The sequence below is a fragment of the Ferrithrix thermotolerans DSM 19514 genome (assembly GCF_900128965.1).
GTDB classification, from domain to species: Bacteria; Actinomycetota; Acidimicrobiia; order Acidimicrobiales; family Acidimicrobiaceae; genus Ferrithrix; species Ferrithrix thermotolerans.
The window spans coordinates 1-14,438 of record NZ_FQUL01000021.1 but is presented as its reverse complement, the minus strand read 5'-3'; the positions used below and the strand labels follow the sequence as shown (position 1 = coordinate 14,438).

The window sequence follows — 14,438 nt, the reverse complement described above, 5'->3', positions numbered from 1 at the left end:
ACTATTAGGTCACGATCCCAGATCTTGGGTCTCTCAAGACATTTAATCCAACCTCAGACGAAACTGAGAGGCGCGAAGGCGAGTTGTCGATATCGTCGAAGCAGTACCTACTTACTGCCAAGACGCTAATCCTTTGGGCCATCTCATCAGGATAGCCAACAGACCACTGATAGTGCTCAGATAGGGCCAAATTAGGAGTGACTGGTCGTGAAGTGGATCATCGATCTCCTTCTAGGACCCAGCCTTTAGTACCTCGACGCGACCGTCACCGACGTCTTTGCGAAGAACCTTCTTGTCGAACTTACCTACCGAGGTCTTAGGTATCTCACTCACGAAACACCACCTCTCCGGAATCCACCACTTGGCAACTCGGCTCTTCAGAAACTCGCTCAGCTCTTCGGGCGTCACGTTTAGACCTGGCTTGATTACAACACAGGCTAACGGACGCTCGTCCCACTTCTCATCTGGCACGCCAATTACTGCAGCTTCTAACACGGCCTCGTGTGCCATGATGGTATTTTCAAGTTCAACAGAGGAGACCCACTCCCCTCCCGACTTGATGACATCTTTGGTACGATCTACTATCCGCATGTACCTCTCAGGGTCGATGGTGGCCATATCTCCGGTGCGCAGCCACCCGTTGTCGAAGGAGTCAGGGGCGTCGCGATTGTAGTAAGAGCCAGTAATCCAGGGTCCTCTCACCTCCAACTCGCCGATGGACTTACCGTCGTTGGGGAGCTCCTTACCGCTATCATCTACAACTCTTATCTCTGTACCAATCACGGGCTTACCTGCACTGAGCTGATATTTCATCCAGCCTTCTTCATCTACACCTCTTGGAGGCATGGCAAGTGTCACCAAGGGGGAGGTTTCGGTCATGCCCCAACCTTGTACGAGATGGACCCCAAATCGCTCCTTATAACCACGGATCAGTGCCTCAGGTGCCGCCGCACCCCCAGATGAGATCAACCGAAAGCAGCTTATGTCGATAGGGTTACTCTCTAGATAGTGGTAGAGGTCGTTCCAGATTGTAGGGACCCCAGAGGCGATCGTAGGCCGCAGCTTCTCGATGATGTCCGCCAGAGGCTTAGCCTGAAGAAAGCGAGTCGGCATAATCATATCAGCACCCGCCATAAAGGCTGCATAGGGTATACCCCATGCATTGGCATGAAACATCGGGACTATGACAAGTGCACGATCGTCTTTGTTTAAACCCAAAGAGTTACCAGAGATCGCAGACAGGGAGTGTAGATAAGTAGAGCGGTGCGAGTACACCACACCCTTTGGATTACCGGTAGTGCCAGAGGTGTAACACATAGCTGCAGCGGAACGCTCGTCGATATCGACCCAAGGGTACTCCTCTGGCCTATCCGCAATTAGAGACTCATAGTCATGCACCGTCACGTTGAACCCATCCAAAACGGAGGTATCTCCCGATCCAACGACGACTACGTGCTTGACGGTCGGAGTCTCTCTAAGTACCCTCGCTAAGAGTGGGAGTACCCCGACGTCTGCAACTACCACTGAGTCTGCGGCGTCGTTGATCACAAAACTGAGCTGATCCGCAAAAAGCCTTATGTTCAAGGTGTGAAGAACCGCACCCATAGAAGGGACAGCGTAGTAAGCCTCGAGATGCTGGTTATGGTTAAAGGAGAACGTTGCCACCCTGTCATCTGTGGACACACCTATAGAGGCCAAGCCGTGTGCTAACTGAGAAGACCGGGTGTATATCTCAGCAAAGCTCCTCTTCGTCGTCGTGTCTCCGTGGTAGGTGTAAACGTTGGAGTCGCCATACGCGTAAGCTCCATACCTTAGTATCGCAGAAACCAGTAGCGGAGCCTCTTGCATAGTACTTTTCATATAACCCTCAACTCTCAATATCTCAGACTCTGTCGAGCATAAAACGCAGAGATCATAAAAGTAATACCTAAGTTATAGCACCGATCTGGCTGTGGTTCAGAACGGCCTTCGAGGGGATCTGCATCTATAAGCCAGTGTTTGAGAGCCAACTCCAAGAGATAAAGTCATCACATCGAAGCACAACCTATAGTAACGCAAAGTTTGAGCTCAAAGTTATTTCCTTACTCTAACGACTAAGGTCGACCTACTGGCAGTTAGATAAGACACGCACGAACCCGACCTCTAATTAGCGATACCCCCTTTCTATCTTCGACAGCACGATTATCATCTAGGTACCTTCAAGTACTTACCCTTTGACAGGTGGGAAGCGCAGCGCAAACGTTGAACCAGCTATCCCGTGGGGTTCAGACAAACACAACTTTTTCTTCCTCTCAATCTCAGTCCCTACGCAAAGCAACCCTAAGGCTATAGCGGTTAGGCTTCCTAGAGTTGGCATGAAATAAATGCACCTATCTAAAAGACGAGAAGCAACTCCACCTACATTGATCTTGACGCCGACACAACCTTTTTATCGAAGCACCGAATCTAGATAACCTCCAACGAGAATCACGATGGAGCTGTCAAGACTATAAAAGTTACCAATCGCACGCATCGTTAGATTAAGAAGTCAGTTGAACTAGCCGCTGCAAACGGTCTTTAGCCCCTATCGCCTTGAGCATCTGGAAGCTAGGTTAGTCTAGAAGGGCAATGGAAAGTGACTCGGAGTTTATCGTTGTAGGCGGCGGAGTAGCTGGACTTTCTGTCGCTATCGAGCTGCTCGACCATGGACATGATCTCATAGTGGTAGACCCCGATCCCGGTGGTGGTACCTCTTACGTCGCAGCAGGTATGCTAGCTCCCGCCTCAGAGGTCAACTACAGCGAAGTTCTCATGGGAAAACTGCTGATTGAGGCTGCTCAATACTGGGACGACTTTGTTAAAGTGCTCGAGTCCTATACCTCGCTGGATTGTGGTTATGAAAGGCGTGCCACCCTCCTCAGCGCTACCGAGCATGGAGACTTTGACGAGCTCATGCGCTTACAAAGCTTCCATAAAGAACTTGGAATCGAATCTCATCTAATGGGACGAAGTGAGGTGTTAGACCTTGAGCCTACCCTTTCGCCAAAGGTAATTGGGGGGCTTTACACTCCGAAGGACTACCAGGTAGACAACCGGGTAGTCCTAGGTCGTATGATCGAGATCGTTGAAGGTCACGCAAGGATCGTAAGGGCCAGGGTAAAAAGGGTTGTGCGGACAGCTCAGGGCAGGTATCAACTCAGGCTCGATAACCTCGACGTCGTTGAAGGCGAAAGGGTCGTTCTTTGTAACCCGATGATCTCGCCGGAGGAGGTTCTAAGCGGTCTTTTGGACGAAGACTTAGCTCGTGCGGTCGCAACCCGTCCCGTGCGTGGAGAGATAATACGCCTCAGAGACACTCAAAAGATCGGACCGTCGGTGTGCGTACGCTCCATAAGACACGGGCGATGGAACTACATAGTCCCCCGAACCTCAGGTGAGGTAGTGGTGGGCGCGACCCAAGAAGAAGTGCCTTTGATGAACAACTCTCTCCCAAAGGCCGGAGGGGTGTTTGATCTCTTATACGACGCCATCTACAGCGTTCCGTCGTTGCGGGAGATGGAGATCGTGGAACTCTCAAGTGGTTATCGACCCGGCACCTACGATAACTATCCAAACGTCGGCGAGCTTCTGCCTAATCTCTATATACATAGCGGTCATTATCGGCACGGATTTTTACTTGCCCCTTACACCGCCTCTTTGCTGGTACAGGCCATTGGACGAAGGTCGAACGCCAACTTTTCCGTGAGACTTCAGAGGTTCACCGAAATATTAGACCCTTATCGAAGACTACAAGATGGGAGGTAGCCGTTGTTAGAGGTGGTCTTAAACGGCGAAGTGGTAACCATCGAGGCACCTACCTCGATCTCCAAGCTTGTAGATGAGCTCAAAGCTCCAACCAATGGCGTGGCCGTTGCGGTAAACCGGGAGATCGTCCCTAGATCCAAGTGGGATACCTTCTTTCTCTCAGACCAAGACGCCATAGAGGTAGTCACTATTTTTCAAGGAGGATAGGTTTGAATCGACACTACATAGAAAACGACGAAGACGCTCTAAAGATCGGTCCCCTCACGCTATCGAGCCGACTGATCCTTGGCACAGGCGGGGCTCCGTCCCATAGGGTTATTTCCGAGACGATCACAGCGTCAGGAGCTGAGATGGTGACCGTTGCTATTAGAAGATTTGATCCAACACTTAGAGACGGATCGATCTTCGAAGAGCTAGCAAAGCTCTCGGTACATGTTTTGCCAAACACCGCTGGATGTTTTGGAGCACGAGACGCGGTACTTACAGCAGAACTCGGTAGAGAGGCTTTACAGACGGACCTTGTCAAAGTAGAGGTAATCAGTGACCAAGACACCTTGCTTCCAGATCCGCTGGAGCTAGCCAGAGCTACCGAAGAGCTTGTGAAGCGAGGGTTTTACGTCTTTGCCTATACCAACGACGACCCAGCCTTGGCTAGCCACTTAGCAAACCTTGGTGCTACCGCAGTTATGCCTTTAGGTTCTCCGATAGGATCTGGCCTTGGGATCTTAAATCCACACAACATAGAGCTGATAGCCGAACGCATCGAGTGTCCAGTGGTGTTGGACGCTGGTATTGGATGTGCCTCAGACGCAGCGTTCGCTATGGAGCTCGGCTGCGACGCGGTGCTCGCAGCTTCAGCGATCACCAGGGCTAAAGTACCCAAGTCCATGGCAAGGTCCATCTCGATGGCGGTTCGCGCTGGAAGACTTTCTTATCTATCGGGACGCATACCAAGGCGGCGACTGGCGCAGGCATCGACCACAGATGAAGGAAAACCATTCACATGAAAGAGGTTCATGGTGTTCTATTAGGCACTATGAGCGCACGACGAAACGACGTCGCTAAGTTGGAAGAAACTCCACTATCCAAGATGAGCACATAGAACCCCTTATAGATTTAGTACTGCATATTTCGAATAGGTGTGCGTGAGATCTATATTTGCCCGGTTCACAGAGCAAGTTGGCTAGGATAGCAGGGCGTCTAGTACATCAGGAGGCTTTGAAATTTGGATACTACCTCAAATCATCGCAATCCTCCAGTTGCACTGACCATAGCCGGTTCGGACTCCGGTGGCGGTGCAGGGATTCAGGCCGACCTCAAGACCTTTGCAGCACATCACGTCTTTGGAACCTGTGCCATCACAGCAGTTACAGCACAAAACACCGTTGGGGTGCAGGACTACAAAGTTGTCGATCCAGACCTAGTTGACGCTCAGATCAGATCGGTCCTATCGGACTTTTGGATTCGCGGATCAAAGACCGGGATGCTTGCTACCCGTGAGATCGTACGGGTGGTATCGAATCTAGCAAAGGATCGAACCTTGCACAAGTTGGTCGTAGATCCCGTTATGGTAGCCGCCTCAGGCGATCCCCTAATTGACAGCGATGCTATCGAGGCTTACATAGACCTACTCTTTCCCCACGCCTATCTCATCACTCCAAACGCCCCTGAGGCATCGAAGTTGGTGGGGCTAAAGATATCTGACGCCGCCGATCTCGTCACTGTGGCAAAGGAGCTAAAGCAGATGGGACCGGCCAACGTACTTGTAAAGGGCGGTCATCTAGAGGGTGATCCTGATGCGATTGACGTGCTTTACGACGGTGACCAGGTCATTACCTTTCGGGCGGCAAGAATTGAGTCTAAAAACACCCATGGAACAGGTTGCACCCTTTCAGCCTCTATCACCGCCAACCTTGCGCGTGGGGTTACGTTAACGGAAGCGGTAAGGGAAGCGAAGGCTTATGTTACAAGCGCAATAGCAGGGTCGAAGAGTTGGGCACTAGGTCATGGCTTTGGACCACTAGATCACTTCAACTCGGTAGTTCACCACTACTAATCACAAACCTGACATGAGGATCAAACTGCTAGGAGAACCCCGATCTTTATGCCAATAAAGAGCACGGTCTGCCTTCTCACTCAAGGAACCTATACTCCTAACCCATAGCGGGAGGAATATCAAACGGCAACCCACGGAGAGGCACCTCCTAACCAGATAGAGAGGGTGCTAGCTACAGATAAGACACTTACCCACCTAGAGTTAGCAAATCTTGTCGTAAAATCTCTGCACAAAGTGGGATCTGTTCATGTGAATCCTCGCTGTAGCCACCAAGTGACGCTGCTTCTTTACGACACACAGATATGGGGCCTCGCCAAAAACGGCTTGTCGCTTGAGATAACGGTCGAAGACACCAAGACCAGCGGGGTTGTATACGCAAAGAGACTGGCACCTTCTCCATTTACCTTGGACAGACCGGCTGACTTCGATCACCTTCCCATTACCAACATCAACGAGAATGGGATACGAGCCTTGCTCTACAGGCTTGCAAAGAACAGAGCTCTACTAAAGATGGCGTCGATCGAAGCGGTTACAAACTCAGTCGAACTCCGAGACGCCAATGGCCTTCGAATCGCCAAGGTTGACGTAGTTACTCCAGTAGGTCTTCCTGAACAGTGGTTACGGATATTTGTGATGCCGGGGGAAGACCATAAAGAGATGGTAATGGAAATGTCAAAACATCTAAAGGGCAGGCTTATATCGGACTCAAACTGGGACATCTGGGAGTCTGTTATGAGGCGGCAGTCCCGTCGACGCTTTGACTACACCGATTACTTGTCCCTTAGTTGTTCAAAGGACGATGATCCCCTCGTAAAACTCAACTCAAAGATCACCGGGCTCATCCGCCGCATGGAACTCAATACGAACGGTGCTGCTAAGGACCTGGACCTCGAGTTCTGTCACGATCTTAGGGTTGATATCCGTAGAATGCGCGTGGCAACCCAGCTTACGCACTACCTAATCCCCAAAAACGCAAGCCACAAGACGAAGAGCGCCAGATCCTCCATCTTGTTTACGCTCAAAGAGTTTCAGAGAATATGTGGGGAACAACGAGATCTCGACGTGCTGCTCTCATCGACCGTTGGTCAAAGGTTGGCTAGAGACTCGAGCCACAGCGCTCTTTTAGAAGAGCTAGTGGAAAGAAGGGCGCTTGCCCATAAGGGTCTTGAAGTAGCGTTAGACGAGATGGTCATAAAGGAGATTGCGAAGAGTTGGACAACCCTTTATTTGCGGCTGACGGGCGACATAAGGTCTAACCCGTTACATCTATCGATGGAGGAGTTTACAAAGATCGCCATCAAGGGGGCTTCCCGTGAATTCTTGCACCAAGCCAGGGTCACAAAGAAGTCTATGACCCATGAGCAGATGCACAGGTGGAGAAAACAAGCCAAGAACCTCAGATACACCCTCGAGCTCTTTGAATCTCTGATCGATGCGAAGCTCTTTGGTCGCGCTCTAGATGAGCTACGTATTATCCAGGATCGCTTGGGTGAGTTCCAGGACAAAGAGGTCACGATTCAAATCCTTGCAAAGTGCCGCTCTCTAACCTATGAACATGGTCTGTTAGAGGAGTTGTCGCAAGAAAGAGACAGATCCTTTACCTCTTGCTCTCAGCTTCTTATAGACCCTGGGAAAGAGACCCCGGTCAACAGACTACGCCAAACACTCAAGAAGATTGGATAGCGCAAATGAAGGTCCTGAACTGTTACAGCCTCAAAGGAGGAGTCGGGAAGACCTCAACCGCCGTGAACCTTGGCGCTGTCGCCGCAGCCGATGGCTGGAGGGTTCTCCTGATCGACCTAGATCCACAAGGCGCGTCCTCCTTTCTCCTTCATCACGATCACTTAGAAGGCGCCGGTCTTGGCGAGGAACTACAGAAGAAAAAGCCGAACCTTCTAAGGCCACTTAGGGCGACGAATGTTGACCGTCTCTACATCCTTCCATTCAACGACCGTACGAGGTTTTTCTCCTCAGACTTAAAGGAGATAGATTCCTTAGAAATAAGAGTCTCCAAGGCTCTTTCATCCATCGATGACGACTTCGACCTAGTCGTAATCGACTCCCCTCCCACAGCTGATGACGTACTGAAGTTTCAGCTTCTTGCCACCGACCTCACCCTTATGGTAACTACGGTATCTCCCCTTGCGCTTCGAGCAACTATTGAGTACCTGACGCACGTTAGAGACCAATATCGATCCAATGCACCTCATCGCACTACCTTACAGATGGTAGAGACAAGATCAAAGAGACACCTTGAGTTAATCGAGGATCTAAGGAAGATCACAGCTCTGAACCTTACGAGAAGCGTAATTCGGAGGTCTTCCCTTATAGAAAATATGGCGCTTGAGCGCATTCCCACTGTCACAGCACATCCCAGATCGACGGTTGCGCAAAACTTTCTAAGTCTTTGGAGAGAGCTTGATCTACTTTCGTAACACTGAACCGCTTTTGCCGACCAAGGTCGAGGCTCTGTCTGCCTAGCATAAAACTGGTGAGAGTTGTGCAGTTGGCGTTGGGCATCATAAAAGAGGTGTTTGCCTACATCGCACGACTCTTCGATAGATCTCAACCTATCGGCTCTTTCCGAAGGGTCCATGCGCTTTCCCTGGCATCGGATACAATGACAACGGTCGCATTGGCGGGTAGCCTATTTTTTTCGATATCACCGCACGAAGCGAAGTCAAAAGTTGCCCTTTACCTTGCGCTTACAGTCCTGCCCTACGCATTTGTAGCGCCGCTTCTAGCTCCTTTACTGGACAGAGACACACGCTTTCGGGAAGGGGCTCTTTATCTCTCCGCAACGATAAAGGTGGTGGCGGTCTTTGCGATATCTTTCGACTACCGCTCTCTCTTTTTGTTCCCCGAGGCTCTCATGGCTCTAGTCGCTTCAAAGTTGTATCTGGTTGCAAAGGCATCTCTAGTTCCTCAGATCCTAAGTTACGAAGGTTTGAAAGAAGGCAAAGTCGAAGATAGCCCTGACTCTGTCTTGGTAAAGACCAACTCACAGCTATCGCTCCTAGGTGCTGTAGTTGGCGTAGTAGCTGGAGCTCTTGCGGGAGGGATTCTAAAGACACCCGGCTTAGGTACTGCGTGGATCCTAAGAGCAGAGCTTATCCCTTTATTAGTGTTGCTGGCAGAGATAAGGTTCATGGGAAGAACCCACCTTGCACATCTCTACAGTGCACGAGGTTTCAAAGTCTCTAGGGACGTAAGCTCACCAAGATTTATGGACCATCATGTGGCCTTGGTAGCGTCCACAGCGATCGCTGTGCTTCGTGCAGGTGTAGGCTTTTTCACCTTCCTTGTAGCCTTCCAGCTCAAAGAGTCACACTCCTCTGTCATTATCTACGGCTTGACGCTGCTAGCCAGCGCCTCGGGGGCAGCTCTGGCCACAGCCGCTACGCCGCTCGCACGCAGGCGGTTGTCGGAACAGCAGATCCTGATATCCGCCCTGATACTCGAGGCGCTAGCTGCGATTGCAGCTGGCAAGTTAGATACTATCGGCTCACAGATCGCTCTGGCGGGCATCATAGGACTTGTAGCGAGCGGAGGAAAGCTTGCGTTTGATTCGATAGTCCAACACCATGTCCCTCCGAACTTACAAGCCAGAGCATTTGCACGTTACGAAACCCGCCTCCAACTGGCCTGGGTTATAGGGGCAATAGTTCCAACACTGATATACATACCTCTTGCCACTGGAGATGTCGTCGTAGCAACAGCTGCTTTAGTAGGTGCCTTTTCGTTCTCGGCGAGCCGACGGGCGCTTTCGAGCTGAGCAACTTAGGTGATAGAGCTAAGTTATCGTCCTATTGATCCGCTAACCTGACTCCTATGGCTATATATGCATTAGGTGATCTAAAGCCCAAGATTCATACAAGTGCCTTTGTGCACCCCGACGCAACCGTAATCGGCGATGTCACGATCGGTGAATACGCAAGCATCTGGCCACAGGCTGTTCTGAGAGGAGACTATGGACACATCGAGATCGGTTCAGAGACATCGATTCAGGATGGAACAGTCATCCATGCGACCGCAGAACTAGCCACTTTGGTTGGATCCCGCTGCGTGGTAGGTCATATCGTCCATTTGGAAGGATGTCGAATAGAAAGTGATGTCTTGATCGGATCGGGTTCGATCGTACTGCATGAGGTACTGTGCGAAAGCCACTCGCTTGTTGGAGCGAACGCTGTCGTGACTAACGGTACCTTGGTACCTAGCTACTCAATGGCCCTAGGGGTTCCAGCTAAGATCTTCCAGAATAAAGTTACGGAGGGACAGTTCAAAGAGGCCGTTCAACTCTACGTTGAAAATGCAGCCAGGTACAAACGTGAGCTAAGACGTATAGAGTAAAGGACATCATGGCTGCTTTAGGTGTGTGTAGATGCGACCACCTACCTCGTATGTCTCAAGGCTAGTTCCATAGAGTTCGCTTAGTAAGGACTTATCCAAGAACTCTCTAGGTTCCCCAGACCAGGCGATCCCACCGTCTCTTAGAAATACAACCCTGTCGAAAGATCGTGGGATCTCAGCGGTAGAGTGTACGACGAGTAGTACCGCCTTATCTCTTATAATGGAGACGCTTTGTGGTCCTCCAAGACCGTCAAGAACCATGAAGAGTTCATCTGTGGCAACCAGATCCAGACCTACAAAGGGCTCATCAGCGATCACCAAATCTGAGGCTGTCGCAAACGCCCGGGCCAGCAGTGTTCGTTGACGCTCTCCCTGCGACAAGTTTCGGAAAAGAGACGACTCCTTCGATCCGACTCCGAAGTCAAGGAGCAATTGGCAGGCACGTTCAATGTCTTTTACGCTAAAGCTGTGCCAGTAAGGCGCCAAGTCTCCGTACAGACCCGTCAAGACAACCTCCGACGCAGAAACGTCGCCTAAGAATCTGTCCTGGAGGGAAGATCCTATATAGGAAACATGAGACCTTAACTCTCTTAGATCTTTCGTCTTAGAGTCTTGTCCATCAACATACAACGAGCCAGAACTTAACCGTTCGAACCCCGTTAGGGCTCTCACAAAGGAAGATTTGCCCGCTCCGTTTCTACCCATTACGACAACCTTCTCCTCCTTATGGATTGAGAATGTAACGCAATCTAAAAGGCGATTTCCTTGCCTAACCATCATGGCGTCTTCGAGACGAAAGATCGGTAGCTCTTCTATCGACACTGAGGTAAATCCGTACAAATGCTCAAGGCTTCAACCTCTTTCTCCTCGATCTCCCAGGCAACACCCATGGGAGGATTCTGGCTAATTCTTGCATGCTCTAAAGTTCCGAACGATGAGTGACGTTAAATTGCAAAGCTGTAATTACATTATAGGGAGGAGGTTCCACAGTGAAACAGGGCTTTCTTCCCGGAGATGAGGCCAGGGCCTCGATAGTGGCTGCCATGGACCAGGTGAGACTAGCGTGTGGTGCTACAGGGGTGCTTCTAGCATCGACCTCTGACGATCTAACCGCCACCGTTGAGATATCAAGATCTTCACTCTCTGCCCTGCGAAGCGGTGACTCACTGGTGATAAGAAGACTCCCGAGGGTCCAAAGATCGATATTAGGCGGGAGTTCTAACTCCAAAACCGGCTACCAGACAGACGTCGTCCATCTGGAGAAGCCACCATATGTGGAGTTTTCAACACAGCTACTTACCATGGGTCCAATAAAGAGTATCTTTCTCAGAAGCTTCGAGGTCGACAAGGAAGGTTTCTTTGTGTGTCTTTACGCTAACAAAGCAATGAACCTCCCACAAGACGCCCTTGTCATGACGGTCGAGATGCTCACTTTGCACTGCGAGAACGCCCTTCGCCTGAGAAACACCCTCCAAAAGGTAACCCAGAAGCTCGATTTCGTCGAGAACAAGGCCTCATCCGACGAGCTAACAGGACTCCTCAATCGCTATGGGTTCACTCTCGCTATCCAGAGAGAACAAAGGCGACGGGAGCGATATCCCATGCCGGTATCGATATTTGTGTTTGACTTAGATGGTCTAAAGACCATTAACGACACCTATGGACACCAGGCCGGAGACCAGTACATTCAGAGGTTTGCAACATTGTTAGGACAGACCTGTAGGGCAATCGACTTTACAGCTCGATTAGGGGGAGACGAGTTCGCCGTTTTGGCCCCTCACACAGACTCCACCTCAGCACAGCAGATGGCGAGTAGGCTTCGTCGTGTCTTCACAGAAAGCCAAGTGCCGGTCTCATTTGGATTCGCTAGCGACGATGCAGGCTCGACCTCGATAGACGACTTGATCGTCGTCGCAGACGCTCAGATGTACGCCAACAAACAAAGTAGACGTTTGCTCCAAAGGCGAGAGGTCGGATGAGAAGATAGAAGCCGCCGACGGGGATGTATCCGTCGGCGGCGTGTGGGAGGATAGTGTGTTACCACTTGTTGTTGTCGTCTTCCATCGTGGTCTTTGTTCCTGAGTATTAGCTAAGAAATAAGTTGGTTTATCGAGTGACTTATAGATTTCGACGACGCCAAGAATACTCAAGGTGGTTACTTCTCAGCCTATTTTCAGCTTGATGTAACCAAAAGCTTTTCTGAAAATCGCTATTTGAAGACATAAGAGCAGATAGATATGTATGTATACAGTATGTGGTAGTGCCAGTGAAAAAAGACTTTATGACAATGCTGTATAAATTCTCTCCGTGCTTACAACATATTTTGAGATTCGATGTATCATCTCTTACGTTCACAAATGTGACACTTGTTGTTTACCACACTTACCTGGGGAGGTAGCTGGAAAAAATGAAGAAAAGGATAAGGCGCAGAAGCAGCGCCGTAATTGCAACCACAGTGGCAGCTATAACTTTGGCTGCTTGTGGCTCTGGGTCGTCGGCTTCGTCGTCTAGCAGCTCGGGAACGACCAAGGTTCAAGGAGGGGTCGCCACATTTGCTGAGGGTCCTGGCGCTAACCCTAACTACATATTCCCCCTTACTCCGGGAACGAACTTCTCTACTTCAAATTTGAGCCTGTTCCAAGAGCTCATGTATAGACCGCTTTACTGGTTTGGAGTCGGCTCAAACGCTGAGATCAACTACCAGTACAGCCTGGCGAAGCCACCGGTGTTCTCGAACAACAACCAGACCGTGACAGTCGATCTGAACCAAAACTACAAGTGGTCTGACGGGGAGCCTGTGGATGCCCAGGACGTAATCTTTTGGATGAACCTTGTAAAGGCTAATAGAGCAAACTGGGCTGCTTATGTTCCAGGTGCATTCCCTGACAACATCACCTCTTACACGGCTACATCTAAGTATCAGGTGGTGTTCCAGCTGGACAAGAGTTACAACCCAACCTGGTTCACCTACAACGAACTCTCTCAGATAACACCGCTTCCCCTTGCTTGGGACAAGACCTCTCTGTCAGCGCCCTCTCCAACGGCGTCAACCCCTGTGTCGTCACTTCCTGATCAGACCACAAGCGGTGCCACGGCTGTTTACAACTTCTTAAACACCCAAGCCGGTGATCTCTCAACCTATGCAACCAGCCCAATCTGGTCGATCGTGGATGGTCCTTGGAAGCTAAAGAGCTTTACCACCCAAGGCAAAGCGGTATTTGTGCCTAATCCAACCTATGGAGGACCCGTAAAGCCGACCCTGTCAGAGTTCGTAGAGCTACCCTTCACCTCTGACTCAGCCGAGTTCAACGTGCTTAGGGCAAAGGGACTCACATACGGATACATACCTGTAAGCGACCTAGCACAAAAAAGCGTCCTTGCACAGGAGGGCTACACCTTACAGCCATGGAACCTCTTTGGATTCAACTACTGGGTGGAAAACTTCAACAACCCAACCGCAGGACCGATCTTCAAGCAGCTCTACTTCCGTCAGGCGTTTCAGCACCTGATCGATCAGCAACAGTGGATCCAGAGCTTCCTACACGGACTAGGTGTTCCAACCTACAGCCCTGTCCCAACAGCCATTGCAAACCCATTCGCTGACTCTCTGTCAAAGACGGGGATGTACCCATATAGTATCTCTGCCGCTAAGTCACTTCTAACTTCTCATGGATGGGATGTAAAGCCAAATGGAGTCACGGTATGTGTACGCCCTGGTACAGCGGCAAATGAGTGTGGAGCGGGAATCGCAGCCAACACTCCGTTGACCTTCAACCTGCAGTACGCCTCCGGGCTCTCATCGGTCAGCCAGGAGATGCAGGCTCTAAAGTCAGCCGCAGCTCAGGTAGGTATCACCATAAACCTATCTCAAGCACCATTCAATCAGGTAATCTCAAACGCTAGCCCCACCTCTACCTCCTGGCAGATGGAGAACTGGGCCGGTGGATGGGTATATGCTCCAGACTACGCTCCAACCGGAGGTGAGATCTTCTCATCTACCGCTGGCTCTAACTTTGGAAGTTACAACGATCCAACGGCGGATAAGTTGATAAACGAGACTCATACAGCTCCAGCATCGCAGTTCAACTCGGTGTTCAACCAGTACCAGGACTACATGGTGCAGCAGTTGCCAGTCTTCTATCAGCCAAACCCACCTTTCCAGCTGTCGGAGATCCAAAGCAACCTCAAGGGCGTAACACAAAACCCATATGCTAACATTACGCCTGAGACCTGGTACTTTGTAAAGTAA

General features: G+C 50.5%; 13 protein-coding genes. 10 read left to right on the top strand and 3 right to left on the bottom strand.

Translation table 11 applies throughout. The annotated features are described in order from the left end of the window. Positions 1-4 precede the first annotated feature (4 nt). The gene (locus BUA24_RS12500) at positions 5-142 is read right to left on the bottom strand and encodes a hypothetical protein (protein WP_178138747.1); all 138 of its coding nucleotides are present in this window, start codon (positions 140-142) and stop codon (positions 5-7) included. 89 nt (positions 143-231) lie between these two features. After that, entirely contained in the window at positions 232-1,860 is a 1,629-nt protein-coding gene (locus BUA24_RS07525; RefSeq protein WP_072790797.1) for a fatty acid--CoA ligase, read from the bottom strand. Between the two features lie 747 nt (positions 1,861-2,607). Here BUA24_RS07525 and thiO point away from each other — a divergent pair. The 8 genes from thiO to BUA24_RS07485 all read left to right on the top strand — a co-directional run bounded on the left by thiO (position 2,608) and on the right by BUA24_RS07485 (position 10,189). Then, positions 2,608-3,783: a glycine oxidase ThiO gene (thiO, locus tag BUA24_RS07520; RefSeq protein ID WP_072790794.1), complete on the top strand. Its 1,176-nt coding sequence runs from the start codon at positions 2,608-2,610 to the stop codon at positions 3,781-3,783. Between the two features lie 12 nt (positions 3,784-3,795). Further along, entirely contained in the window at positions 3,796-3,990 is a 195-nt protein-coding gene (gene thiS / locus BUA24_RS07515; RefSeq protein WP_245790360.1) for a sulfur carrier protein ThiS, read from the top strand. 2 nt (positions 3,991-3,992) lie between these two features. Further along, the gene (locus BUA24_RS07510) at positions 3,993-4,790 is read left to right on the top strand and encodes a thiazole synthase (RefSeq protein WP_072790788.1); all 798 of its coding nucleotides are present in this window, start codon (positions 3,993-3,995) and stop codon (positions 4,788-4,790) included. 218 nt (positions 4,791-5,008) lie between these two features. Then, complete coding sequence (thiD, locus tag BUA24_RS07505; RefSeq protein ID WP_072790785.1) at positions 5,009-5,839, top strand: bifunctional hydroxymethylpyrimidine kinase/phosphomethylpyrimidine kinase; 831 nt, start codon at positions 5,009-5,011, stop codon at positions 5,837-5,839. 165 nt (positions 5,840-6,004) lie between these two features. Then, a complete protein-coding gene (locus BUA24_RS07500) occupies positions 6,005-7,522 on the top strand; it encodes a CHAD domain-containing protein (RefSeq protein WP_072790782.1) in 1,518 nt (505 codons plus the stop codon). 5 nt (positions 7,523-7,527) lie between these two features. Further along, complete coding sequence (locus tag BUA24_RS07495; RefSeq protein WP_072790779.1) at positions 7,528-8,274, top strand: ParA family protein; 747 nt, start codon at positions 7,528-7,530, stop codon at positions 8,272-8,274. A gap of 56 nt (positions 8,275-8,330) precedes the next feature. Further along, the gene (locus tag BUA24_RS07490; protein ID WP_072790776.1) at positions 8,331-9,614 is read left to right on the top strand and encodes an MFS transporter; all 1,284 of its coding nucleotides are present in this window, start codon (positions 8,331-8,333) and stop codon (positions 9,612-9,614) included. A gap of 56 nt (positions 9,615-9,670) precedes the next feature. After that, positions 9,671-10,189: a gamma carbonic anhydrase family protein gene (locus BUA24_RS07485; RefSeq protein WP_072790774.1), complete on the top strand. Its 519-nt coding sequence runs from the start codon at positions 9,671-9,673 to the stop codon at positions 10,187-10,189. Positions 10,190-10,195: 6 nt separating this feature from the next. Here the strand turns inward: BUA24_RS07485 and BUA24_RS07480 are convergent, their stop codons facing one another. Beyond that, a complete protein-coding gene (locus tag BUA24_RS07480) occupies positions 10,196-11,029 on the bottom strand; it encodes an ATP-binding cassette domain-containing protein (protein WP_072790771.1) in 834 nt (277 codons plus the stop codon). 149 nt (positions 11,030-11,178) lie between these two features. Between BUA24_RS07480 and BUA24_RS07475 the strand changes: the two genes are divergently transcribed. Next, positions 11,179-12,168: a GGDEF domain-containing protein gene (locus tag BUA24_RS07475; RefSeq protein WP_072790768.1), complete on the top strand. Its 990-nt coding sequence runs from the start codon at positions 11,179-11,181 to the stop codon at positions 12,166-12,168. A 428-nt stretch (positions 12,169-12,596) separates the two neighbouring features. Further along, positions 12,597-14,438, top strand: a complete 1,842-nt coding sequence (locus BUA24_RS07470) for a peptide ABC transporter substrate-binding protein (RefSeq protein ID WP_072790765.1) — start codon at positions 12,597-12,599, stop codon at positions 14,436-14,438.

Excerpts from the sequence above, each read along its gene's own strand:
- BUA24_RS12500 (WP_178138747.1), bottom strand. The coding sequence starts at position 142 with ATGGCCCAAAGGATTAGCGTCTTGGCAGTAAGTAGGTACTGCTTCGAC.
- BUA24_RS07525 (WP_072790797.1), bottom strand. The coding sequence starts at position 1,860 with ATGAAAAGTACTATGCAAGAGGCTCCGCTACTGGTTTCTGCGATACTA.
- thiO (WP_072790794.1), top strand. The coding sequence starts at position 2,608 with ATGGAAAGTGACTCGGAGTTTATCGTTGTAGGCGGCGGAGTAGCTGGA.
- BUA24_RS07495 (WP_072790779.1), top strand. The coding sequence starts at position 7,528 with ATGAAGGTCCTGAACTGTTACAGCCTCAAAGGAGGAGTCGGGAAGACC.
- BUA24_RS07485 (WP_072790774.1), top strand. The coding sequence starts at position 9,671 with ATGGCTATATATGCATTAGGTGATCTAAAGCCCAAGATTCATACAAGT.
- BUA24_RS07470 (WP_072790765.1), top strand. The coding sequence starts at position 12,597 with ATGAAGAAAAGGATAAGGCGCAGAAGCAGCGCCGTAATTGCAACCACA.